The sequence below is a fragment of the Flavobacterium sp. ZE23DGlu08 genome, from assembly GCF_030505335.1.
Lineage (GTDB): Bacteria > Bacteroidota > Bacteroidia > Flavobacteriales > Flavobacteriaceae > Flavobacterium > Flavobacterium algoritolerans.
Window position 1 is genome coordinate 2,571,450 of sequence record NZ_CP130045.1, and the last position, 25,424, is coordinate 2,596,873.

Genomic DNA, 25,424 nt, shown 5'->3' on the forward strand with positions numbered 1-25,424 from the left:
TTTAGCTTGTAAACCTTTGTTTAAAAAGGAAATCTTGTTTTAGGATTTCAGATTTGGGGACTACAAATTTTTTCCTGGTAAAGGGACATTTTTTATAGTTTAGGGCTAAGTAAATTTCCTTTAGTTTAGGGCTTGGCTCTGAACATTTCTTAATTTCGATTGTGTTTTCAAGTACATCTTTTATCTCTGTTGTAACTAACTTTTGAGTATTTGCAATTCTCATAATTTCTTGCCAATCGTGATTTATTTTTTTTACTTTTAGTTGATATCTAATCGTATTTACGATCCAATAGGCTAACAATCCAAGGTTTAAATGTGCCATAGTTGACTCATCGTTCTGATGATAAATAGGTCGTAAATCCAAGTCTGTTTTTAACGTTCTAAAAGTACTTTCAATTTCTCGTATGCAATTGTATATTCTCCAAATTGTTTGCTCATCCCTTTCTTTTAGAGACGTTTTTATAAAATAAACGCCATGTTCTTTTTTCTGATTTATTTGACTTTCTTTGACCTCCCATTTCATAGAAGTTACCTTGCTCGTTTTTTGGTCAACCAATAAATCAATTTGGTAATGCTTGGCTATTGAGGGATATTTTTGTTGCAATCGCCCTATTTTTTGATTTATAATTTCTTGCTTTTTTATCCCCGATTTTTTGGCTAATCCATTGGCAAGTTTGGTTAATGTGTCTTCATAAAGGGTTTTAAATTTGCGATTCATTGAACGTTCTTTCATTGCTTTCATGTCGCTTTTCACCTTGAAAACACACTGATTTTGTTCTTCACCTTCAATTTCATTCAGCTCTATTTTCTGATTTTTTTTGTCATAAACTATTGTAGGGATTTCATTTTTTAAGGCATATTTTTTGGGTTTAGTACGGCTTACACATAAATAATCATATCCTTTTTCTGTCACCAATTTCAAGTTTTCGTCAGTGGCAATACCAGCATCCATAATCACCAAAGCCTTTTTTGTGGACTCACTCGTAGCCTCACGAAGGCTATCAATCATATCGGACAAGGTCTTGCAATCGGCCATATTCCCTTGGTAGATATTGGAATATTTCAAAAAGCCTTCTACATTTACAACAGCTGCCAAAACAACTAGTTTGGCATCGGTTCGCTTTTCCTTGCTACGTCCGTACTGAGCTAAATCACTGTTCTTTTTCTGACCTTCAAAATAGGTATTGGTTAGGTCATACAAATAAAATTTATCTTCAATATCAAATAATTCATTGGTCTTTTGAGACAAATATTTTTCCATCTCATCTTTAACTTGATACAAATTTAAGGCAGATTGATATAATTTATCCTTTGTTATTTTTTTGATAGGATAAGCGGTTAATTCACAAATAGCCGAATTTTCTTTTATCCATTTACTGGTTCTGTTTTCGCTCGCGGGATAAACGGCTCTGCTTATAATTTGAGTGAGTGCCAATTGAACTTGTTCTTCCGGCCAATTTTTATCCAATAAAAACTGGTCTATTTTTAGTTGCTTCAATGTTTGCAAACTCATCCATTCACCTCCTAGTTCACGTGCTTCAGTGTGTTTTAGTGTGTTCAAATCTACACTGTGAATGTCTTTTTGGGAAGAATGAGAATTATCTATTTTGTTTGATTTTAGTATTTTGGAATACAATTCATCAATATACTCCCAAAGATGTTCTTGAAAATCATCTTCAAACAAGCTGTTTTTTCCATTGAGTTTTTCAGTCAATTTTTTCTGGATATAATTCAATTCCTCAGCCGTTAAATGGTCTATAAATCCAGCAGTTACAATAGTTCTGTTTCTAACAATATCGTTTTGATCACGAAAACTCTCTACCAATCGGTAGTAGGATTCCATTTTGCCTGTTTCAGGATTTCGACGAAAAGTAGATTTGAAATACATTTAGTAAAAATCGGAAATATCCCCATTAAAGACAAGATTTGCTGGGGACTACAAAACGGAATTTACCTAAAAAACACCTGTTTTGAATACAAAAAATACCAATTTTTAAATAAAAACTTACAGAAATGATTGTTAAAATGATGTAATTAACAATTAATTAACTTTTATCGTCATTCAACCCTGCAAGTTGGGTTAAAAATAGAATACTCTTTTTCATGTTTTTAATTAATTATAGTGATACATTTAAATTTAATACAAATATATATATTAAAATAATAGTATTGCTATTAACAATGAAAATTTAACTTTTATTTATAAAAAAAGCTACTCGTTTGGAGTAGCTTTCAATTCAAATATTGCTTATTGGTTTTATTTAAAGTAAAGAATGACAAGTCATTACCTCCGGTTTTTCGACACCCATTAATTCTAAAATAGTTGGGGCAATATCTCCAAGAACTCCATCATGAATTACTCTAAGATCTTTGTCCACTAAAATAATTGGGACAGGATTTGTAGTGTGTGCTGTATTTGGACTTCCATCAGGATTAATCATTGTCTCACAGTTCCCGTGATCTGCAATTACGATGGTAGTATAATTATGGGCTAATGCTGCCGTGATTACTTTTTCGACACATTGGTCAACTGCTTCACAGGCTTTTATTGCAGCACTCATAATTCCGGTATGTCCCACCATATCGCCGTTGGCAAAATTAAGACAAACAAAATCTACTTCTTCTTTCTCCAATTCGGGAATCAAAGCATCGGTCAACTCAAAGGCGCTCATTTCCGGTTGTAAATCATAAGTGGCAACCTTTGGAGAGTTTTTTAAGATGCGGCTCTCGCCAATAAAAGGCTGTTCTCTTCCGCCGGAAAAGAAGAAAGTTACGTGAGGATATTTCTCCGTTTCGGCAATACGAATTTGCTTTTTGTGTGCTTTTTCTAAAACTTCTCCAAGAGTTTCCGTAATATTATCTTTGTTATAAACGACTTTTACGTTTTTGTACGTTTCGTCATAATTAGTCAGCGTAACATAATACAAATTAAGTTTGTGCATGTTTTGTTCATGACAATCCATCTGAGTCAATACTTCGGTTAATTCTCGTCCTCTGTCTGTTCTGAAATTAAAGAAAATAACCACATCATCTTCCTCTATTGTGGCCAATGGTTGGTCATATTCATCCACCATAACTGTTGGATGAATAAATTCATCAGTTACATTGACTTCATAACTATCCTCGATGGAAGCCACTGCATTTGTTGAATGTGTTCCAATTCCGTTTACTAATAAATCGTAGGCAAGTTTTACTCTTTCCCAACGTCTGTCGCGGTCCATTGCATAATAACGTCCTACAACTGAAGCCAGTTTTACGGTAGTATTAGCGATATAATCCTGTAAATCCTGTATATAATGTTTACCGGATTTTGGGTCTACATCACGACCGTCAGTAAAGGCGTGAACAAAAACTTTTTGCAATCCGTGTTGTTGTGTGGCGTCAATCAAACCGCGTAAATGAGACGTATGAGAGTGCACACCTCCATCTGAAACTAAACCTAAAAAGTGTACTTTTTTATTGTGTATTTTGGCATATGTGAAGGCATCAACTAGAACTTGCTCCTTCGCCAAAGTGTCGTGAGCAACTGCTAAATTTATTTTGGCTAAATCCTGATATACAATTCGGCCTGCACCAAGATTCATGTGACCTACTTCGCTGTTTCCCATTTGACCTTCAGGAAGACCAACGTTTAATCCGTCAGTTCGAAGTTGAGCGCTTGGATAATTTCTATAAAGACTATTAATAAATGGAACATTGGCATTATCGATAGCAGAAACTTTTGGGTCAGGAGATTTTCCCCAACCGTCCAAAATCATAAGAATTACTTTTTTATTCATTGCAAATTTATTTTAAGCAAAGATAAAGTATTTCTAAAAATCTTCAAGTGAATCAAAATCACTATTATAGATTCAGAGGCTAAGCATAACAAATAATGATTATTTTGTTGTGGAAAGTTACCTTTTTTAAGGTTTATGCATTTAGAATTTATTCTTCACTTCATTGTAATCTATAAAATAGCGCACACTGATCGAGAAAACATGACTCAATGCGTCATTATTCAATAAATTGGTGAAGTTTTCTCTAAATTCTTTATTGATTTTTCTTTCAAAAGCACCAGCATTGTTTCGATACAAAACAGAAACCTGACTTCCTGGCGCAAACCACCAAGTATAAGACAAATCAGCATTCCAGGAATAAAAACTTGAGTTTTTGTTGTCTGTGTATCCTGTAAAATCAGCCAATCTTCCGTTTTGTTCTAAGGATAAAGTGTTTTTATTCTCGGCATAGGACCAATAATGGCGTAACGAAATATTAAACGTCATCTGACTGTTCAGTGAATACTTTCCCGAAAGTGTATTTGAATAGGTGATTACATTTCTATTGGCGAAAATTATAGTATTTGGTGTAGCTGAATTCAGGTCTTCATTAATACTGTCAATGTAGCCTTTATTATTGTTTTGCCTGAAAAAATTGAAATTATAATTCAATGATAATTTATCGCTAAAACGGTATCTCGGACCAAGAGAAAAACCATAAGAATTTCTTCCGGCTTCATCAAAAACGGCGTATGACGGATTGAAATCAATGGCAAAACTATTGTTGTAATTGGTTGAAATATAAATAAAACCTCCAAGTTTACTTGGTTTTATGACGTATCTGTCAGCGGTTCTTGGTTCGTAATAATCGTAGGTCTCTACTGGATTCGCATCGAAACCTATTCCGAAGTAATGATTTTTTTTGGTATTCGAATTAATCTGAAAGTTAATATTGCCCGTTTGTAATTTGCCTGTTTCTTTTTGAAATTGTGAATAAGCGTTTATTCTGGCATTGAAAGTGTTAAAATACTTCGTAGGATTCAGGATTCTATAACTGGTGTTACCATATACACTGTAATAATTAGTCTCAAAATTGATTCCTAAATCATTATTATCAAAATCTTTTGTGGTGATATCAGCCCCAACTCCATAACGAAATTTACCGCTGGTTTCAGAAAAATTCAATTGGGAATTAATACCTTTTTTATCTTCTACACCATTGATATAACTGTATTTGAAATCACCGACAAGGTTATAGGTATTTTTTTTAGTATTCAAATCCCAAACTAAGGCGGTTACATTTCCATCTCTAAAACTTCCGTTTCTGGTAACATTTGTGTTAACAAACGCAACAGAGGAATTTTTGCGAAAGCGCTGGTCTAAAACTAATACATTATAATTTGCCAGCGGTTCAACAACTTCTTTTCGGACTTCTTGTGTGTCGTTATTTCTGATGGTTGCAGTTGTTTTTTCGGTGACAGCATTTAAGATTCCAACTCCCAATCCATTTTTGGTTCTTCCAGAAACTTTAAATGCATTGATAAGGTTTACACTAGCGGGATTATCAATGATTTCTTCGTTTGCAGCTGCGGTAGGATAATTGATTGGATTTCCTCCAATTCGTCTTGAATAAACTAAATTTCCTTTACTAAACAAATCGGTTCCCTCTGTAAAAAAAGGTCTGTTCTCGTTAAATTGTTGTTCAAATGGTCCTAAATTCAGAATTTGATCATCGTATTTTGTTTGTCCAAAATCAGGAATAAGAATCATATCCAGCGTAAAAGCATCGTTTATTCCGTATTTCAAATCTAATCCGCCTTTGAGAGTTCCGTACGTTTTTTGTTGCGCATTTGCATTTACATAAAAGGAAGAATACGGCAAAAGGAAGAGTCGGGTGGGAGGTTTTATATTTTCAATTCCTTCTAAAACCCCTGTTTGTTGGGTGAAAGTTCCCAATTTTGAATCAATGAAATTCCAAGTATATTTATGACGATCCCGTCTAATTTCCCTGAAAAAATTAAGTCCCCAGGTTTGTTTGTTCTCGCCAGAAAAACGCAATGCGGCGTATGGAATTCTCATTTCAACAACCCAGCCTTTATCCGTAATTACGGCTTTGCTTTTCCAAACGGCGTCCCAAGAATAATCCTCTCCATTAGTATCGGTGGTAATGCAATCGGCTTGTCCATCTGCTGCATTGACAAAAAATTGAAAATCTTGTTGTCCATCATTAAACCCATTTATAAAAACACCAAAAAGGTCAGAAGTACCAAAATTATCCCGCTGGGTAATTTCTCTTAAAATTTTCCCCGGATTTTCATCATACATAATGGCTCCAATATATATGGCGTCATTGTCGTATAAAACTTTTACTTCAGTTCTCTTATTTTCTGGAATCGCTTTGCCATTGTCTGGGTCAAACATGATGAAATCATTGGCTATTGCAGCTGTTTGCCATGTATTCTCGTCTAATTTCCCATCGATTTCAATTTTTTCCGAAATGAATTTAGTTTGTAAGACTTTTTTTTGGCTATAGCCAAAAGCAGATAGGAATAGAAAACAAAGTAATAACTGGTTTTTCATGAAACGATTGATTGATTGGTGATTGATGCAAAATTTAGAAAAACCAAAAAAGTTTCAAAGGTAACAATCACCAATCCACTGAATAGTTTGAGTTAATAGACTCCCTTTTCAATTGAATGTTACAGTTTGGTTTAAAATTAAAATTTATTTTTCACGGCATTGTAATCAATGAAATAGCGAATGCTTATGGAAAGCACATTGGTTAAGTCGCTATTAAAAATACTTTTTAGATTTTTAGATAAATCTTTTTCGACTATACTCGCTCTTTCTAATCCATAGTTACGGTACAAAATGGATATTTCGCTTCCAGGAGCAAACCACCATGAATAAGACAAATCGAAGTTCCAAGAATTAAAATTCCTGTCTTTGTTTTGTGCGTAAGTACTGTTTGGAGTTAAATAACCGTTGTTTTGTAAGGTGAAAAATTGATGATTTTTAGAATAGGACCAGTAATAACGTGCAGTCAGGTTTATTGTCATTCTATTATTCAAGGCATATTTTCCGGTAAAATCATTTTGAGCTGTTTCCCTATTACGTTCAGCAAAAATTATCCCTGTATTGTCAGTATCAACCCAACCACGATCATTAGTTTCGTTAAAATAATCCAATACGTATGCAATAGAAAGCCTATCGTTAAATCGGTATTTTGGACTTATATAAAAACCATAAACATTTCGGTCATTCTCATTGAATTTGGACAATGAAGGTTGCACAACTAATGTAAAAGGGTTATTGTCGTTAGTAGCAAAATTTATTGCAGTAAAAACTTTTTCAGGAAGGAACACATATTTGCCATATTCACGAGGTTCATAAAAATCAAAAGTTTTAAATGGTGAAAATTCAACTACAAATTCTAAGTAATCGTTTTGTAATGTTGTTGCTTTTATTTCTGTTCCAAATGCACCGGTTTGTAGTTTTTTTGAGGTGTTGTCAACCTCAAAATTTATATATTGATTTATTTTGAAAGTATTAAAAATTTTAGTCGGATTTACTATTCTGTAGCTTCCATTTGCATAAGCATTATGATAATTGGAATAAAAATTAATCCCTAAATCATTTACATCATAGTTTTCGGATACATATTTTCCGGAAAATCCATAACGATATTTTCCACTTGTTTTTGCAAATCCAATTTCTGTTTTAAATCCATCGTAATCTTCAATTGCATTGATGGAACTGTATTTGAAATCTCCATATAAATTATACGTATTTTCTTTTGTATTCAAATCAAACAATAATGCCGAAGCATTCGCATCTCTAAAACCTCCATTTCTAGTAGTGTTCGCATTTACAAAAGAAACCGATGAGTTTTGGTTGAAGCGTTGATCTAAAACCAACATATTATAATTAGTCAATGGTTCGATTACTTCTTTTCTAACTTCGCCTATGTCATTATTTAAAATAATAGCTTTTGTCTTTTCAGTAACGGCATTCAGAAATCCAATACCCAACCCTTTTTCAGTGCGTCCAGATATTTTTACGGCATTCAATAAATCTACCGTGCTTGGATAATTCGTTATTTCTTCATTTGCTGCCGTAGCGGGTTCAGTGCTTGGAGCCCCACCAATTCTTCGGGAATAAAATAAACCTCCTTTGTTAAATAAATCAGTTCCTTCGGTAAAAAAAGGTCTATTTTCTTCTAACTGTTGTTCGAAAGGTTCTAAATTCAAAATCGCATTGTCAAATTTTGTCTGTCCAAAATCAGGTACCAAAATTGCATCTAATGTAAAGGAGTCATTTATGCCGTATTTTATATCCAACCCAGCTTTTAAAGTCGTGTCAGAACCAATATCACTTTGTTGATAGTATGCGGATGAATATGGAATCAAGAAAAGTCGGGTAGGAGTTTGTATACTTTCAATTCCTTGAAGAATTCCTGCTTGAGGAATAACAGCACCAATTTTAGTGTCAATCCTGTTCCAAGTATATTTTTGTACATCGCGTTTGATTTCACGCATGAAGTTCAAGCCCCAAGTTTGTTTATCAGCTTTTGAAAATCGTAAGGCAGCATAAGGAATTTTCATTTCAACAACCCAACCAAATTCCGTTACTGTTACTTCACTGTCCCAAATGGCATCCCAAGTGAAATCTTCAGAATCTTCAATTGCTAAACAATCCATTTGGACTCCTGCAGCACTTACAAAAAACCTAAAATCTTGTTGGCCATCATTGAATCCGTTGATGTAAACTGAAAAGTGATCTGAAACCCCAAAAACATCTCGTTTTGTTATTTCACGTTGAATTTTTTCAGGTTCATTGTCATAAAGTAATGCCGATATGTAGATGGCATTGTTATCGTAGAGTACTTTTACTTCTGTCCTTTTATCGTTGCTTATTGGTTTTCCGTTGTCAGGCTCAAACATTACAAAATTGGTAGCAACTGAGGCAGTTTCCCAAATTTCTTCATTTATTTTTCCATCAATTGTTATATTTTCAGTGATGGATTTTGCTTGAAGCGTTTTTTTTTGGCTGTAAGCAGTATAACTAAAGAATATTAAATAAAATATAGCTATCGAATGTAACTTTGACATAAATTGGGATTGATTCTAAACAAAAATAGCAAAATTAACATAGAAATTGTGTTTTTTATGATTTTTCACTCAATATTTCACCAAGTAATGCGTTATAAATGGACTAAAATTTTGTTAAAAATGTTTCGATTTTGATTTTTTAACGTAGGTTTGCAATCCCGAATTTATTTATAACTTAAAGATAATCAATGATTTATAATCTATTTCCTACTATTTTGTTTATGCTGTTTTCTTTCTCTACAAGCAAAACAAACCTTTCAGAGTCAAGTGATGTTAAACCAGTAGTTTATGCCAAAACGGTAGAATCTAGTGTTGAGGCTAAAATTGAATTGGCATACAATAATTTGCATTCTGATAAATTTGCTTTGCCTAAATTAGAAAGTTTTGCTGAAGCTTTAAAAGGGTATTATTCGTTGAAAGAAAAAGGATTAATTAAGAAAGATATTCTCACCTTAATTGATTTTAGCTTGTCCTCAAATACCAAAAGACTTTGGGTAATTGACCTACTAACTGGAGATATATTGTTTCATTCTCTTGTGGCACATGGTAGAAATACAGGAAATGAGTTTGCTTCTAATTTTTCAAATTCAGCTGAGTCGTATAAAAGCAGTTTAGGTTTTTATGCCACAGGTGAAATTTATAATGGCAAACATGGGATGTCACTTAAATTAGATGGGCTGGAAAAAGGAGTTAATGACAATGCAAGAGCAAGAGGCGTGGTGATGCATGCGGCTGATTATGTTTCTAATTCATTTATCAAAAATAATCACAGATTAGGCAGAAGTCAAGGTTGTCCTGCTGTGCCGGTAGAATTGTCTAAAGATATCATCAGTGCCATAAAAAACAAATCATGTTTTTTTATTTACCATCCGTCAAGGGCTTCTAAATTTGGAACAGAATCAATTTCTTAATTTAGTGTATAAATCATTATCTAGATTGTAAATATCATCTCTAAAAATCAGTTTGTTGTTTTCGCTCCAAGCGGTCCAATACAATAAGTGAAAGGAAACTTCTTTTTTGATTTTTACAAATTTTGTTTTTTCATTTTGCAAGATTGTTGTAATTTTTTCCAGATTCCAATTGACGGCATCGTTCAATAAATATTCTGTTAATTCTAATGGATTGTCAACTCTGACACAACCCGAACTCAACGAACGATCTATTTTGTCAAAATAATCCCTGTGATTAGTATCGTGTAAATAAACAGAGAAGCGGTTTGGAAAAATAATCTTAACCATTCCCAGCGAATTAAAAGTTCCTGGACTTTGCACATAACGATAACTTTGGGCTTGCGATAATTGCCACTCGTAAGGACTTACGATTTTCCCATTGCGATCATAGATCTTAATATTTGATTCCGATAAATAACTTCGGTTTTTTAAAATGGCAGGAATAACATCTTCCAGCAAAATGGTGGGAGGAACAGTCCAAGTTGGGTTAAAGACAACCTGAGTTAATTTAGACGATAAGATTGGTGTTTTTCTTTTCGCTCTTCCCACTATTACTCTGTGCGTTCTCAACGTGTCTTTCTCTTTTATTAGCGTCAATCTGTAGTCGGGAATATTAATGATTATATATTCTTTTCCCATTTCTTTAGGATACCATTTCCAGCGCTCAAGATTTACTATAATTTGTTGCATTCGTTGTTTTTTGGAAAAATTGAGTGAGGAAATTGTTGCAGGTCCAATTATTCCATCGATAGCTAAGCCATGACGACTTTGAAATTTCTTTATTGCAAGTATGGTTTCTGGGTCATAGATAGTCGTTAAGCTGTCTTGCGGTTGCAATTCTTTCCAGTAAGTCAATCTTTTTTTAATATCAATTATGGAAGGATTGGTATCGTTTGGAGCAATTATTTCTGCGATTTTTAACGCTTTGAAATCATCTTTAGGAAAGGTATTAATCAGTTTTAATGCTTTTTTTAATCTTTTGTAAACAATATGATTGGGTTTCAATTGTTTTATTTTGTCTGCTAAGGAATCGCTGTCCAGTAAATTAGTCAAAGTCTCGTTTAGGTCAATGTAGTTTTCTTTTAAATCCCAGTTTTTATATAGTTTTCTGGGGTTTAATGTTCCGTTTGTCAAATGTGAAATGTATTTTTGAAAACTTTCGGTCAGTAAAATGTCGTATTTGGCTAAATCAGAATCGTTTAGTGTTGCTGATTTTTTTTCAAAATCACTTAATGTTTTTACTTTGTAGTCCTCCGGATTTAATCCCTCCTCATCAGATTTAAGGAGTTCTGTTAAAATTATTTTTCTACTATCCTCAGATTGCCAAATTGTTCTGTAGTTAGTCGCTTTATAAAAATTGAAAAGTGTTTTGTTGTTAAAAGAAGTTAGTAGGATGGAGTCAATTCTAACGGATTTATCTTCAGGTAAAACAGGAGGGTTTGAAATGTCATTTTTCAAGATTACCTCACTTTTTAGTTCTTCCTTTTTGCAACTAATAGTTACACAGATTAATAATATTAGAACCAACGTTTTCATTATTCGTTTTTTTAAACATGATAATGTGTTCTTCAACTCCTTTTATTTTAAAGTCAATCTTTTGACTTAATATTCCATTTTTTCATGGAATCCAATGCTTCTTTTCGTGCGAATTTCTCAGAATTTTGAATGAGTTTTTCTTCAAAACCCTTTTTTGATGCTGTTTTAAGACTGCTATTTCCTGAATTCGGAACTGTTTTCTGCCCGAAGTACGGGATGTCTTACTGAAAATGCTTCAAAAAACGATAATTTTTTTGATATTTTAGATTGTTTTTTTTAGCGTAATAAAGGTATAATAATTTCATATTAAATTCTTTATGATTTTTATATGCTTTTTTAAAAAAGATCGCATGGGTAAGTTTGTGATTTTTTAAGAAAAAAACTTGCATTGAAGCAAACTTATTAATTATATTTGCACCGTTGTTAATGCGAAAGTAGCTCAGTTGGTAGAGCTCCAGCCTTCCAAGCTGGTTGTCGCGAGTTCGAGCCTCGTCTTTCGCTCTAAGCCTCAAATTTAGGTTTGAGGTTTTTTATTTTACTGTTTTAATGCGAAAGTAGCTCAGTTGGTAGAGCTCCAGCCTTCCAAGCTGGTTGTCGCGAGTTCGAGCCTCGTCTTTCGCTCTTCAAAGCCGAAACTTAATTGTTTCGGCTTTTTTTTGTAATTTATTTTAGGATTACTTTAAAAAACTTAAATCAGTTCCACTTTCCAGTTCTTCAGGTGCTTGATTTTGTCTAAACAGGCGTGCAGTCAAATCGCCTTTCAAAGTGATTTTGTCTCCTTTTACATCCAGCCAACTTCCTTCTCTTAATCCTAAAACGGGTACTGAATTATAAGCATGAAACTCTTTTATTCTGGTTTCGCGAGTTTCTCCCATGTGTTTTGAATTGGTGTCGGGATCTAAATAATGTGGGTTCAAATTGAAAGGAATTAATCCCAGAGTTTTAAAACTTGGAGGATAAACAATTGGCATGTCATTTGTCGTTTGCATCGTTAATCCACAAATGTTACTTCCGGCACTTGTTCCTAAATACGGAGTTCCATTTTTTACAACTTCAGAGAGGATTTCCATACTGTTGTTTTTGTATAATTGGGAAACCAAAACAAAGGTGCTTCCACCTCCGGTAAAAATCCCTTCGGCATTTTTCAAAGCTTGAGTGGCGTCTTCAAATTCATGGATTCCGATTACTTTTTTATTTATTTTGGCAAAAGCCAAGCTAACCATTGCAGTGTATTCCTCATGAGAAATACCTCCGGGTCTTGCGTAAGGAATGAAAAGAATAGTATTACAGTCTTTAAAATGCAATTGCAATTCAGGTAATAAATAGTCCAGATAATTCTGGTTTGCAAGAGTAGAAGTGCTTGCGATTAGTATATTTTTCATTTTTTAGTGAATAATTTGTGCTAAAGGTATTAAATCAGTCTTTTTGATTTCACATTTTTAATTAACATTTTTTTACCAACCCATTAGTAATTAATTTGGAACGCATTAAGATACTTTTACGAGGTGTGAATAACGGATTTAAAAAGGGATGATTAGAATTGTGTACTTGTATTTGGCTTTTGTAACAACGAATGTTGTAGCACAGGAAACTTCTAGAATAAGATTGAAAGGAAAAGTGACTTCTGATGTTTCAGTTTTAGAAGGAATTTATGTGATAAACTTAAAAAGCGAGCAAGCTTTAGTCACAGATAAAGAGGGAAATTTTTCTATTTTTGCTAAAGTTGGAGATACATTACTATTTACTGAAGGGCAGTTCAAAGAGATTAGAATTAGCTTAACCCAAAAGGATTTTGAACAAGAAATGCTTTCTGTGAAAATGATGCCGATAGTAAATCAATTGCGCGAAGTTATTGTAAGAAGCGGTATCAATGCAGTGTCAATGGGGATAATTCCAAAGGGACAAAAAATATATACTCCGGCAGAACGAAAGTTATATACTGCCAGTAATCTTAATGCCACAGCTAATGCAGGCTCGATGATGGGTGGTTCAATCTCAGCGGATCCATTATTGAATTGGTTTTCAGGAAGGACTAAAATGCTTAAAAAAGAAGTTGAAGTCGAAAAGAAAGAATCGTATATGAGGCAATTAGAGAATATGTTTACTATTGATTATTTTGTAAATACATTAAAAATACCTTCTGAATATGTCAAGGGATTTGAATATTATATTGTTGACAACGAAAGATTTGTGACTATTTTAAAATCTAAAAATGTAACGATGACTACTTTCTTAATTGGAGAGTTAGCAACTAAATATAAAGAAATAATCGCCGGTGAAAATTAAAATTACACTACAGTTTATTGTTTTTTTGTTCGCGCAAGTCATTTTTGCTCAAGCTTACAACATAAAGGAACTTCGAGGAAAAATTATCGCCGATTCTGTTGCGGTTGATCGCATTACGATTGAGAATGTAACAACGGATAAAACTGCTTTTTCGGATGTGAACGGTTTCTTTACTATTGCTGTAAAAGAAGGTGATGTTTTGGTGTTTACTGCGGTTAATTTAGAAGGCCTCCGAATGAAAATTGACAAGCAGGATATGCTGCAGGAAGTTATTACTGTAAAGATGATTCCTAAAAGTATTATTTTGAAAGAAGTCATAGTGAGTGAATCTACCATTACAGCAGAGAGCTTAGGAATTATACCTTATGGGCAAAAAAAATATACACCAGCCGAAAGGAAATTATACACGGCAACTTCCGGTAATGGTATCGATGGATTGCTGAATACCATTTCAGGACGAAAAGCTATGCTGAAAAAGGAAATTGTAATTGAGAAAAAAGAACAATTATTAGCTAGAATCGAAGTTCTTTTTGAAGATAAATATTATATCGAAAATTTAAAAATTCCCACAGATTATATTAGAGGTTTTCAATATTACTGTATTGATGATACTGCTTTTGCAAATGCATTGCGATCTAAAAACAAGACAATGGTCATGTTTTTAATTGTAAGGCTCGCCGAAAATTACAATGAAATTATTACAGGTGAAAATAAATAAAATTCTACCGGTAGTTTTATTTTTAATGTGCCAAATTTCTTTTGGACAAACTGCTTCATGGTAAAATTAGAGTCGATTCGGCTTACATAAGTGGAATAAATATCTTAAATTTAGTAAATGAAAAAACAGCCGTCACAAATAGTGATGGAGAATTTTTTATTATGGCTAAAGCCAATTGCTAGATTGAAAAAAATAATGCTTATAAAATAATCCAAGATGAAAACTAAAATAAGAATCCTTTGTTTGATTTTCTTTTGCCAACTTTCTTTTGGTCAAAATGGAAACAGAAAGTCTTTGCACGGTCAATTTGTAAATGAATCTGCTTTGGTAGACAACGGGTATGTTTTTAATTTGAATTCAAAAACAAGAACCTTTATAAGCGACCAAGGCTTTTTTGATATTTTGGCGAAAGCCAAAGACACCTTGTTAGTTTCAAGCGCATCTTTCAAGTCTAAAAAAATTGTGATTCAGGACAACGATTTTTCAAAACCGTTGTTTGTAGTCAATTTAGAAGCACAAACTACGCTTTTGAAGGAAGTTATTGTGAAGCGTAAAGCGGAGATAAAACCAATAGCCGGAAATTCTCAGGGAATTGTAGACCTGCAATTTTTTGACGATGCGAAATCTTCGCCAGTGAATAGAACCATGCCATCGGATGGAAGTATAGAAAATGGAATGGATTTTGTTAGAATATTTAAAATGGTTTCTAAAGTATTCAAGAATGATTCGGCAAAAAAAGCCGATTTGAATTCTAATGTGGATTTCTCGGATGTGGTTTCTAAAGGAATTGACAATTATTTCTTTACAAATACATTGAAGTTGAAAAAAGAGGAAATTGGACTTTTTCTGGATTATTGCGAGAATGATCCAAAATCAAAAAGCCTTTTGAAACAAGAAGACGAATTTTTACTAATTGATTTTTTAATTACCAAGAACGAAGAGTTTAAAAGAATTACTACTTTTGAAAAATGAAATCGCCATGATTCCAAAATACAAATAAGATTCAAGAATTGCGATACCATATTCCGATAAAAACAAATAGAATCTTCGTATGAAAAAAACAATCTTAATTACTTTTTTTTGCCTATTATTTTTAACGTTGACTTCTTTTACTGTACATAAATTTTATGTAGCATTATACCAAGTAAATTACGCTCCCCAAAAGAAAATGCTTCAAATCACCGCTCGTATTTTTGTTGATGATTTGAATAGTGCCGTTGGAAAAAAGTATACTAAAAAAATCAATTTGGGCTCCGAAAAAGAAACGGATGAAGATTTGATTTTGTTGAAAAAGTATTTAAGCGAAAAATTCTCCATAAAAATAAATGGACAAGCTAAGGCCATGAATCTTTTAAGTAAAGAAATGGAAGGAGATGTACTTATTTGTTATTTAAGTATTAAGGAAGTCCCTAAAATTAATTCACTCGAAATTTATAACACAGTTATCATAGAAGGAAATTCAGAGCAACAGAATATTATGCATTTTAATGTGGCTGGTGTAAAAAATACACTACTATTTACAGAGTCCACATCCAAGGGAATGTTAAAATATGAATAAATTTAGAGAAATTTGTTTTAAATTATTATTTTCACGCACTGATAACCAGATTTCCACCTATGAAAAAATTTACATTATTATTACTTCTTCCCGCAATTTTATTTGCCCAAGAAAAAACGGCACCTGTTGCGCCAAAACAAACAGGAAAATACGATACCAATAAGTTTAGTCAAATGTATGACCTGTTAGCAACACCTAACATGTTTCGTACGGCTTCTGGAGCTCCGGGTCCGGCTTATTATCAGCAACAGGCTGACTACAAGATAAATGTAGAGCTTGATGACAAAAAATCTAAATTAACTGGTTCTGAAACGGTTACTTATTATAACAATTCTCCGGATACTTTAGAGTATTTATGGGTTCAGTTAGACCAAAATCAAGCTGCGAAAACTTCGCAGACTCCATTGGCGGAAAGCCAAAGAATGGAACAGGTTTTTCCTGCTGGAAACTTCGCAAATAAGTTCTTGAAACAAGAGCAAGAGCGTGGTTTTAACATTGAGTTCGTGAAAGATATAAAAGGAAATGCTTTATCCTATTCGATCAATCAAACGATGATGCGTATTAATTTAGCAACGCCAATGAAACCTGGTGAGAAATTTACTTTTTCTATCAATTGGTGGTATAATATTAATAATTACAGACAAGACGGTGGTCGTTCTGGCTATGAATTATTCGAAAAAGAAGGAAATAAATTATATGTAATTGCACAGTTCTATCCTAGAATGGCGGTTTATAATGATGTTGAAGGATGGCAGAATATGCAATTTTGGGGAACGGGAGAATTTACGTTGCCTTTTGGAAATTTTGATGTAAATATCACCGTTCCTGCAGATCACGTTATGGAAGCTACAGGGGAATTGATGAACAGAAGCGAAGTCTTTACTGCAGAGCAAGTAAAAAGATACGAACTGGCTCAAAAATCATTTGACAAACCAGTTGTAATTGTTACTCAAGCGGAAGCTGAAGCAAGCGAAAAAGGTTTTTCAGAAAAGAAAAAAACATGGAAATTTAGTGCTAAAAACGTAAGGGATTTTGGTATTGCTACGTCAAGAAAGTTTATTCTTGATGCAATGGCAGTTCAATTGACTAACAAAACAGTTATGGCAATTTCAGTTTATCCTAAAGAAAGTAATCCACTTTGGGGAGAAACTTCAACTAGAACTGTTGCTCATACTTTAAAAAGTTATTCATCTCATACATTTGACTATCCTTATCCAAAAGCTGTTTCTGTTTCAGCAGAAGATCAAGGGATGGAATACCCAATGATTTGTTGGAATTATGGTTGTCCTGACGAAAAAGGAGTGACTAGTGAGCGTATTAAAAACGGAATGATTGGTGTAGTAATACATGAAGTAGGACACAATTTCTTTCCTATGATTGTAAATTCTGATGAGCGTCAATGGTCTTGGATGGATGAAGGTCTTAATACTTTTATGCAATATATGGCTGAACAAGAAATGGGTACAAATTTCCCTTCAAGTCGTGGACCGGCAAGTAAAATTGTTCCTTACATGAGTGGAGATCAAAAATTCTTGGAGCCAATTATGTCAAACTCTGAAACGATAGTTCAATTTGGTGCTAATGCTTATGGTAAGCCGGCAACGGGTTTAAATATCCTTAGAGAAACAATTATGGGTAGAGAATTGTTTGACCATGCTTTCAAAGTATATGCAAACAGATGGAAATTCAAGCATCCTACACCAGAAGACTTTTTTAGAACTATGGAAGATGCATCAGCAGTAGATTTAGATTGGTTTTTCAGAGGATGGTTTTACTCTACTGATTTTGTAGATATCGGAGTGAAAGAAGTAAAACAATATTTCGTGTCTGAGACAGCAACAAAAGAATTGAAAGACGCTGTAGTAAGAAGAGGGCGTTTTGGTCAAGAAAAAGGACCTTTCGTTTATTTAGTTCCTGGAACAAGTGAAGAATTATCAGCTAAAGACAAAAAAGCATTGGCAATTGCAGATGTAAATTTACTATCTGAGTATGTAAACCAAAACTTCTCTGCGGATGAAAGGTTAAAATTAAAATCTCCTAAGTATTTCTACGAAGTAGAGTTTAACAAGCCAGGAGGAATGTTAATGCCAATTATTGTTGAATTGACTTACGAAGATGATACGAAAGAAACATTCAAATATCCAGCTCAAATTTGGAGAAAAAACAACGATACCGCTAAGAAAGTGTATGCAACTGAAAAAGCAATTAAAAAGATTCAGATAGATCCAAAATTAGAAACAGCTGATATTGATGTAACCAATAACGCTTGGCCTAAAGAAGAAGTGAAGTCTAAATTTGATTAAATAAAGACATAAAATTAAAAAAGACTCTGAAAAGAGTCTTTTTTTTATGAAAAAATTAAAAGTCAAAGATTCAAAATTAGGTATATTTGTAGCAATAAAAAACAAAAAATATGTTTGGCATAGGAGGAGGCGAATTAATTTTTATCATGTTTATAGTACTGATGCTTTTTGGGTCAGATAAAGTACCGGAAATAGCCCGCACCATGGGTAAGGCAATGGCACAATTAAAACATGCTACAAATGACATAAAAAGTGAAATTCAAAAAGGAGCTGAGGCTAATGGATTTGATACACAAACATTAACCGATTTAAGAGGAAATATTACATCGCATATCAATAAAGCTAAGGATGATTTATTGGGAGATACGTCACAAATTAGCGATATAACAGGGAATATAACCTCAGAAATTAATAAAGCCAAAGACAATTTACTGGGCGAAACCACCACTCAAATCGAAACAACTAAAGAAGCTATAGAAGATGTTGCAGGACCTATAAAACGTCAGATGTAATGTTGGATAAATTACTGTCTTTAGACACAAAATTGTTTATTTTTTTGAATGGATTAGGGTCGGAAACCTATGATGGACTTTGGTTATTTATTACGAAACAAAGCAACTGGATTCCTCTTTTTTTACTCCTTTTGTTTGTCCTTTATAAAAAACTTGGCGCTAAGCAAACCTTATATTTATTGCTTTTTGTAGCGGCTTTAGTCACATTTACAGATCAAGCAACAAACGTATTCAAGAACGGATTTCAACGATTGCGACCATGTAATAATCCTGAAATAAATTCCTTTATACGCATCGTTCAAGTCAGAAACTCATTTAGTTTTTTCTCAGGTCACGCTGCAAATTCAATGGCAGTTGCTACATTTTTGTTCTTTAATTTTAAAGACAAAATCAAGTTTTTCGGCTTCCTGTTCTTGTGGCCACTCATCTTTGCATACAGTAGAATTTACTTGGGATTGCATTATCCGTTAGATATTCTTACGGGTTATTTATTCGGTTTTACTTTTGGATTTTTGATGTTCAAAGGATACAAAATGGCACAACAAAAGTATTTTCCACAATAGTTATTACGAGAAACGAAATAAGCTGGAGCTATTTCCTGCTCTACGCTGTATCTTTTTTTGTTATTCTTCCTTAGGTCAGAATAACAAGAAAAAGGATGCCGCTTCTATCAGGGCTAGGGCATTTGTTTTCAATAGAAATATCGAAACTATAGAACTCTGCTTACTGTCAATCCATCACGAATAGGCAACAAAACCGTTTCTACTCTGGGATCAGTTGCTAATAACTCATTGTATTCCAGTAATACTTTTGTACTCAAATCATTTGGGTGTAACGGTTCCAAAACTTTCCCGCTCCATAACACATTGTCTGATAAGATAATTCCGCCTGTATTCATTTTTGGAAGAATCAATTCAAAATAGTTGAGGTAATTTTCTTTATCAGCATCGATAAAAACCAAATCAAATTTCAAGTCAAGCGCTGGAATAATGTCAACTGCCTCGCCTAAATGTTGTACAATTTGTTTCCCCCAAGGCGATTTGTCAAAATGTTTTCTTTGAAAATCTACCAATTCTTCTTTGATGTCTATGGTGTGCAATTGTCCGGTTACCTGCATCCCTTCGCACAAACACAACGCCGAATAACCTGTGTAAGTGCCAATTTCCAGAATATTTACCGGCCGAATCAATTTAGACAACATACTCAAAACCCGACCTTGAAAATGACCGCTCAACATTCGTGGCAACAGAATTTTTTGGTACGTTTCTTTATTCAACGCCGCCAGTAAAGCAGGCTCTTTTTGAGAATGTTGCTCGATATAATCTTCTAAATCTTGGGAAATGAAATGCATTTTTTGATTTTTTTTCAATTGGAAGCAAAGTTATCAAATTATCAAATCAACAAATCAACAAATTGTCATTAAATTTGCACCATGGAAATCGAGAAAAAAGACATACGATCCTTATCAAAAGAACAATTGCGAGATTTTTTCGTAGCAAATGGAGACAAAGCCTTTCGTGGAAATCAAGTTTACGAATGGTTGTGGAGCAAAGGCGCACATAGTTTTGAGGATATGACCAATGTTTCTAAGGGAACACGCACGATGTTGGAGACGCATTTTGTTATCAACCACATCAAAGTGGATACGATGCAGCGCAGTGAAGACGGAACCGTGAAAAATGCCGTTCGTTTGCATGATGGTTTAGTGGTAGAATCGGTTTTGATACCTACTAATACAAGAACTACAGCGTGTGTTTCGAGTCAAGTAGGTTGTAGTTTAGATTGCAACTTTTGCGCTACAGCGCGATTAAAAAGAATGCGAAATCTGGAACCGGCCGAAATCTATGATCAGGTAATTGCCATTGATAAAGAAAGCCGTTTGTATTACAATCATCCGTTGTCGAATATTGTTTTCATGGGAATGGGAGAACCGCTTATGAATTACAACAATGTTTTGAAAGCAATCGAAATGATTACGTCGCCGGAAGGTTTAGGAATGTCACCTAAACGTATTATGGTTTCGACTTCGGGAGTTCCTAAAATGATTAAGAAATTAGCTGATGATGATGTGAAATTCAAATTAGCAGTTTCGCTACACTCGGCAATCGACGAAATTCGTTCCAGAATTATGCCGTTTAGTGCTAATTTTCCTTTAGCGGATTTACGTGAATCATTAGAATATTGGTACCGAAAAACTAAAAGCAAAATCTCCTACGAATATGTCGTTTGGAAAGATATCAATGACAATAAAGCTTCCATAGATGCCTTGGTGAAGTTTTGTAAATACGTTCCTTGCAAAGTAAATCTTATTGAATACAATCCTATCGATGATGGGGAATTTCAACAAGCTTCTGAAGAATCAATTAATGCGTACATAAAAGCGCTTGAAGCTAGCGGAATTGTAGTAAAAGTGCGAAGAAGTCGTGGAAAAGATATTGATGCAGCTTGTGGACAATTGGCAAATAAAGAAGCTTAAGAGTTTTCTTTTCGAAAAATATTCAAAAGAATGCAAGCATTTGTAAGATTCTAGGCTAAAATTGTATCTTTGAATTCTAATGAATATTACTTCACAAATAAAACAGCCCATTTTCAATGAAATGGAACTTTTTGAAAAAAAGTTCTATGAATCGATGACCTCAAAAGTGGCTTTGTTAAATAGAATCACGTATTACATCGTCAACAGAAAAGGAAAACAAATGCGTCCTATGTTTGTTTTTCTGACTGCTAAAATGGTTTCAGCCGGAATTGTAAACGAACGAACGTATCGTGGCGCTTGTGTTATCGAACTGATTCATACTGCGACATTAGTTCATGATGATGTAGTGGATGACAGTAATCGCAGAAGAGGTTTTTTCTCGCTTAATGCGCTTTGGAAAAATAAAATTGCGGTACTTGTGGGTGATTATTTATTGTCCAAAGGATTGTTGCTTTCTATTGATAATGGCGATTTCGATTTGCTTCGAATTATTTCTGTCGCTGTTCGCGAAATGAGTGAAGGCGAATTACTTCAAATTGAAAAAGCCCGAAGACTCGATATCACAGAAGATATTTACTATGAAATCATCCGAAAAAAGACAGCGACACTTATTGCTGCCTGTTGCGCTCTTGGTGCAAGATCCGTTATTGAAGATGAAGTTCAGGTAGAAAACATGCGTAAATTTGGAGAACTTATCGGGATGGCTTTTCAGATAAAAGATGATTTATTTGATTACACAGAAGATGCCATTGGTAAACCAACCGGAATTGACATCAAAGAACAAAAAATGACTCTGCCACTTATTCACGTCCTGAATACGTGTACTTCCAAAGAGAAAACATGGCTTATCAATTCCATTAAAAACCATAATAAAGATAAAAAACGCGTCAAAGAAGTTATTGCTTTTGTAAAAAACAATAATGGATTGCTTTATGCAGAACAAAAAATGGTCGAATTCCAGCAAGAAGCCCTTTTGCTTTTAGATAATTATTCGGATTCTGAGTTTAAAGACGCGCTGATTTTGATGGTGAATTATGTGATTGAAAGAAAAAAATAATTTTTTTAAAAATAATTTTCTCTCGTTAACTATTGATTTTATTGACTTTTTTGGTTTTAATTTTTTTAGAATCAAAAAATTTTCTATTTAAGATGCAACCTTTTTGCATTGTCAATCGTCTATACTTATAGAAACACTTTATAAAGATTTTGAAAGTAATCAACTTACATCAGGAGGAAAATGAATTAATCGAGTTAGCTGTCGAGAATAATCGGCATGCACAACAGAAAATTTATACCCAGTTTTCTCCAAAAATGTTAAGTGTTTGCCGTCAATACATAAAAGACATTCATCAGGCCGAAGATATCATGATTACTGCTTTTATGAAAGTGTTTACGAATCTGAAGAATTTTCAGCACAAAGGAAGTTTCGAAGGTTGGATTAGAAGAATCATGGTCAATGAATGTATTTCTTTTATCCGAGTTGAAAAAAAGCTAAAGTATAGTGAAGACGAAACCTATTTTGAAGAAAGTTTCAACAACATTGAAAGCCAATTTTCAATAGACGATATTCAGTTTTTAATAGACAGTTTGCCGGATGGTTATAAAATGGTTTTCAATTTATATGCTATTGAAGGGTATAAGCATCAGGAAATTGCAAGTATGTTAGGGATTAATGAAGGAACATCAAAGTCGCAGTTGTCACATGCCAGAAAAATGCTGCAAGGGCAGATTAATACGTTAAAAAATTACAGTTATGGAACCGAATAAATTAGAAACCCAGTTCAAAGAGCAATTGAATTCTCGGGAGATCAAACCATCAGAAATGGCTTGGAGCAAACTGGATGCAATGCTTTCGGTAGCTGACTCGAGCAATAGCGAACAGGCGAAGCAAAAACAAAAAACAAAATTCCCTTGGATGTTCATGGCGGCAAGTTTTGTTGGATTTCTATTAATAGGTACGGTTTATTTTAAAGGTTTTGAAACTGTAAAAATAGATAAGGGAAATCCAGTAGTTATAGAACAAAAAATAGATAGGAATGATTTAGAAGAGCCAGGAATAATTAATGAAACTGTTTTACCTAGCCAAGTTCAAAAAACAATAGTAGAGACACATAAAGTTGTCGCTGATAATAATAATCTGAAAAAGCAGCCAAAGCAACTTAATAACAAAGAGGAGGAAGCTTTAATTATCAATCAATCAAAAGAAAATGATGCTGTAGTTAATTCTTCTGAAAACAAGAATTACCAATCAACAAGTGTAAATAAATATATTTCAGCAGAAAAATTATTAGCGGAAGTTACGAATACTAAATTTGAACCTAAAGCTACTGATAAAACAATTGAAAAAACTAGAAAAGCTATTGTGGTAAATCCAAACAGTTTGTTGTCAAATGCTGAAACAGAATTAAATCAATCATTTAGAGAGTCTGCATTGAACAAATTCAATAAAAACTTTAATGCTATAAAAACAGTTTTAGTTAATAGAAATTACGAAGAATAAAAATCAATCATCAATAAAAATCAATCATCAATCAAAAAACGAAAATCATGCAAAAAATTATTTTATTCACAGCAATTGTGGTGCTTTCCTTTCTATGTAAGGTAAACGCTCAAGGAGTAGATGCCATAAAAAATAGTTCAGACTGGCACTATAGAGGTTCAAAGCCGGATAGTTATGAAATGGGATCAGATGCAGGGGCTGAAAAAAACAATCAAACGGTTTACAAAATTAAATCGATTCAAAGTAAAACGAATGGTTTTGGTACTATAATGAAAACCATACAACCGGATGCATTTTTGGGAAAAACAGTCAAAATGACTGCGTATGTGAAAAGTGAAAATGTAAAGTCATGGGCAGGGTTGTGGATGCGAGTAGATTATTATACTGCAGCAGTTTTAGCTTTTGATAATATGCAAAGAAGACCTATCAAAGGAACTAAGGATTGGACTAAATATGAGGTGGTTTTATATGTTCCAACTGAGGCAACAGCTATTTCGTATGGTATTTTATTAAATGAAACAGGGCAAATTTGGTTTAAGGATGTAACAATAGAAATAGTTGACGACTCCTTTGAAGAAACCGGACAAAATAAAGGAAGAGACCATAAAGTAATTTCCTTTGAAACCAAAGCTAAAGCTATTAGTAACGAAATTAAAGCCATTACAGATAATGAAAAAAATGCACTAAAAGTGGCTGTGGAATTAATTGATAATGACTTAGAAAAAGGTGTTGTTACTAAGGAGCAAGCAAGTGACCTTAAAATGCAAAAAGCAAAAATTCATGCTGCAGCCATTGAAGCAAAAGTGAGTGTTGAACAAGTAAAGTTAAATCAATTGGTACAAGATAAAGTTGATGGAAAAGTAGCGGATGAAAAGGATCATAGAAGAGGAGGTCGAACAATTATTCTAGGTAACAATCCAAATTCAATTGGTTCTCAAACCGAAATTAATATCACTTCAATGAAGGTTTATAATGGTCAGGAAGATAAAGAAGAGCGCCAGTCCAAAAGAACTACTTCACAATTTGTATTCGCTGCTGGATTGAATAATGTAGTGACTGATGGCTCTGTACAAAAATCAGATTTTAGGTATTTAGGATCGCATTTTTACGAGTGGGGATTGAGTTATAATACTAGAATTTTAAAAAACAACAATCTATTGCATGCAAAATACGGGTTTTCTGTAATGTACAATAATTTGCGAGCTACAGACAATAGGTATTTTGTAGTAGATGGAAACCAAACAAACCTTCAGGTAAATCCTATTCATCAGGATGATTCTCGTTTCAAGAATGTAAATTTAGTATTTCCAATGCACTTAGAATTTGACTTCACAAAATCCAAAGAAAGAGATGGGAAGACTTATTTTAAAACACACGATAGTTTTCGTATTGGTTTAGGAGGGTACGTGGGTACAAATCTAAAATCGAAGCAACATATAAATTATGATATTGATGGGTATAAATCAAGAGAAATAACTAAAGGTGATTTTAATGTTGATAGTTTTATATATGGATTAAGCACTTATGTAGGATATAAATCTACCAGTTTGTACTTGAAATATGACTTGAATCCTTTATTCAAAGACAATACAGTGAAACAGAATAACGTTTCCTTAGGAGTGCGTTTTGATTTTAATTAGAAATTGTTTTAGTTAGTTTTATACTTTGAAAAGCACTTTGAAAGAAGTGCTTTTTTTGTTTTAGATATTGAATTTT

At 33.5% G+C, this 25,424-nt stretch carries 20 protein-coding genes and 2 tRNA genes; 15 read left to right on the forward strand and 7 right to left on the reverse strand.

Annotation, left to right across the window (positions count from 1 at the left end; genetic code table 11):
• Position 1: 1 nt before the first annotated feature.
• From Q1W72_RS11215 to Q1W72_RS11230, 4 genes are all read right to left on the reverse strand, one after another.
• Positions 2-1,888, reverse strand: coding sequence for an IS1634 family transposase (locus tag Q1W72_RS11215; protein ID WP_302134830.1), 1,887 nt, complete (start codon positions 1,886-1,888; stop codon positions 2-4).
• Positions 1,889-2,261: 373 nt separating this feature from the next.
• On the reverse strand, positions 2,262-3,779 hold the full coding sequence (gene gpmI, locus Q1W72_RS11220) for a 2,3-bisphosphoglycerate-independent phosphoglycerate mutase (RefSeq protein ID WP_302135271.1): 1,518 nt from the start codon (positions 3,777-3,779) through the stop codon (positions 2,262-2,264).
• A 141-nt stretch (positions 3,780-3,920) separates the two neighbouring features.
• A complete protein-coding gene (locus Q1W72_RS11225; RefSeq protein WP_302135273.1) occupies positions 3,921-6,338 on the reverse strand; it encodes a DUF5916 domain-containing protein in 2,418 nt (805 codons plus the stop codon).
• Between the two features lie 137 nt (positions 6,339-6,475).
• The gene (locus Q1W72_RS11230; protein ID WP_302135275.1) at positions 6,476-8,869 is read right to left on the reverse strand and encodes a DUF5916 domain-containing protein; all 2,394 of its coding nucleotides are present in this window, start codon (positions 8,867-8,869) and stop codon (positions 6,476-6,478) included.
• Between the two features lie 188 nt (positions 8,870-9,057).
• Here Q1W72_RS11230 and Q1W72_RS11235 point away from each other — a divergent pair, with 188 nt between their 5' ends.
• The gene (locus Q1W72_RS11235; protein WP_302135277.1) at positions 9,058-9,780 is read left to right on the forward strand and encodes a murein L,D-transpeptidase catalytic domain family protein; all 723 of its coding nucleotides are present in this window, start codon (positions 9,058-9,060) and stop codon (positions 9,778-9,780) included.
• Here Q1W72_RS11235 and Q1W72_RS11240 read toward each other — a convergent pair.
• A complete protein-coding gene (locus Q1W72_RS11240; RefSeq protein ID WP_302135278.1) occupies positions 9,769-11,355 on the reverse strand; it encodes a murein L,D-transpeptidase in 1,587 nt (528 codons plus the stop codon). The genes Q1W72_RS11235 and Q1W72_RS11240 overlap by 12 nt on opposite strands.
• Positions 11,356-11,783: 428 nt before the next feature.
• Between Q1W72_RS11240 and Q1W72_RS11245 the strand changes: the two genes are divergently transcribed.
• Together Q1W72_RS11245 and Q1W72_RS11250 are read left to right on the forward strand one after the other, a co-directional pair.
• Positions 11,784-11,856: transfer RNA gene (locus tag Q1W72_RS11245), tRNA-Gly, on the forward strand.
• Between the two features lie 47 nt (positions 11,857-11,903).
• Positions 11,904-11,976 (forward strand) — tRNA-Gly (locus Q1W72_RS11250).
• Positions 11,977-12,029: 53 nt separating this feature from the next.
• On the opposite strand, the gene pepE is transcribed toward Q1W72_RS11250, so the two are convergent.
• The gene (pepE, locus tag Q1W72_RS11255) at positions 12,030-12,737 is read right to left on the reverse strand and encodes a dipeptidase PepE (RefSeq protein ID WP_121342792.1); all 708 of its coding nucleotides are present in this window, start codon (positions 12,735-12,737) and stop codon (positions 12,030-12,032) included.
• A 148-nt stretch (positions 12,738-12,885) separates the two neighbouring features.
• On the opposite strand from pepE, the gene Q1W72_RS11260 reads away from it, so the two are divergent.
• From Q1W72_RS11260 to Q1W72_RS11290, 7 genes are all read left to right on the forward strand, one after another.
• Positions 12,886-13,641, forward strand: coding sequence for a hypothetical protein (locus Q1W72_RS11260; RefSeq protein WP_302135281.1), 756 nt, complete (start codon positions 12,886-12,888; stop codon positions 13,639-13,641).
• Complete coding sequence (locus tag Q1W72_RS11265) at positions 13,631-14,359, forward strand: hypothetical protein (protein WP_302135282.1); 729 nt, start codon at positions 13,631-13,633, stop codon at positions 14,357-14,359. Before Q1W72_RS11260 ends, Q1W72_RS11265 begins: the two co-directional genes overlap by 11 nt.
• 216 nt (positions 14,360-14,575) lie before the next feature.
• Positions 14,576-15,331, forward strand: a complete 756-nt coding sequence (locus tag Q1W72_RS11270; RefSeq protein ID WP_302135283.1) for a hypothetical protein — start codon at positions 14,576-14,578, stop codon at positions 15,329-15,331.
• Positions 15,332-15,410: 79 nt separating this feature from the next.
• Positions 15,411-15,917 (forward strand): DUF6702 family protein, encoded by a 507-nt coding sequence (locus Q1W72_RS11275; protein WP_302135285.1) that lies wholly within the window; start codon positions 15,411-15,413, stop codon positions 15,915-15,917.
• Positions 15,918-15,976: 59 nt separating this feature from the next.
• On the forward strand, positions 15,977-18,220 hold the full coding sequence (locus tag Q1W72_RS11280) for a M1 family metallopeptidase (protein WP_302135287.1): 2,244 nt from the start codon (positions 15,977-15,979) through the stop codon (positions 18,218-18,220).
• 110 nt (positions 18,221-18,330) lie between these two features.
• The gene (locus Q1W72_RS11285; protein WP_099714425.1) at positions 18,331-18,732 is read left to right on the forward strand and encodes a twin-arginine translocase TatA/TatE family subunit; all 402 of its coding nucleotides are present in this window, start codon (positions 18,331-18,333) and stop codon (positions 18,730-18,732) included.
• Positions 18,732-19,295: a phosphatase PAP2 family protein gene (locus tag Q1W72_RS11290; RefSeq protein WP_302135291.1), complete on the forward strand. Its 564-nt coding sequence runs from the start codon at positions 18,732-18,734 to the stop codon at positions 19,293-19,295. The genes Q1W72_RS11285 and Q1W72_RS11290 overlap by 1 nt, the downstream gene beginning before the upstream one ends.
• Before the next feature lie 146 nt (positions 19,296-19,441).
• Here Q1W72_RS11290 and Q1W72_RS11295 read toward each other — a convergent pair whose 3' ends face one another.
• Positions 19,442-20,083, reverse strand: coding sequence for an O-methyltransferase (locus Q1W72_RS11295; protein WP_302135293.1), 642 nt, complete (start codon positions 20,081-20,083; stop codon positions 19,442-19,444).
• Positions 20,084-20,164: 81 nt separating this feature from the next.
• Here Q1W72_RS11295 and rlmN point away from each other — a divergent pair, with 81 nt between their 5' ends.
• The 5 genes from rlmN (at position 20,165) to Q1W72_RS11320 (ending at position 25,348) form a co-directional block, all read left to right on the forward strand.
• Positions 20,165-21,208, forward strand: coding sequence for a 23S rRNA (adenine(2503)-C(2))-methyltransferase RlmN (rlmN, locus tag Q1W72_RS11300; protein WP_099714427.1), 1,044 nt, complete (start codon positions 20,165-20,167; stop codon positions 21,206-21,208).
• Between the two features lie 79 nt (positions 21,209-21,287).
• A complete protein-coding gene (locus Q1W72_RS11305; RefSeq protein WP_099714428.1) occupies positions 21,288-22,265 on the forward strand; it encodes a polyprenyl synthetase family protein in 978 nt (325 codons plus the stop codon).
• 149 nt (positions 22,266-22,414) lie between these two features.
• Positions 22,415-22,975 (forward strand): RNA polymerase sigma factor, encoded by a 561-nt coding sequence (locus Q1W72_RS11310; RefSeq protein ID WP_099714429.1) that lies wholly within the window; start codon positions 22,415-22,417, stop codon positions 22,973-22,975.
• A complete protein-coding gene (locus Q1W72_RS11315; protein ID WP_099714430.1) occupies positions 22,962-23,708 on the forward strand; it encodes a hypothetical protein in 747 nt (248 codons plus the stop codon). The genes Q1W72_RS11310 and Q1W72_RS11315 overlap by 14 nt, the downstream gene beginning before the upstream one ends.
• A 47-nt stretch (positions 23,709-23,755) precedes the next feature.
• Positions 23,756-25,348: a hypothetical protein gene (locus Q1W72_RS11320; protein WP_302135299.1), complete on the forward strand. Its 1,593-nt coding sequence runs from the start codon at positions 23,756-23,758 to the stop codon at positions 25,346-25,348.
• The last annotated feature ends 76 nt before the right edge of the window (positions 25,349-25,424 follow it).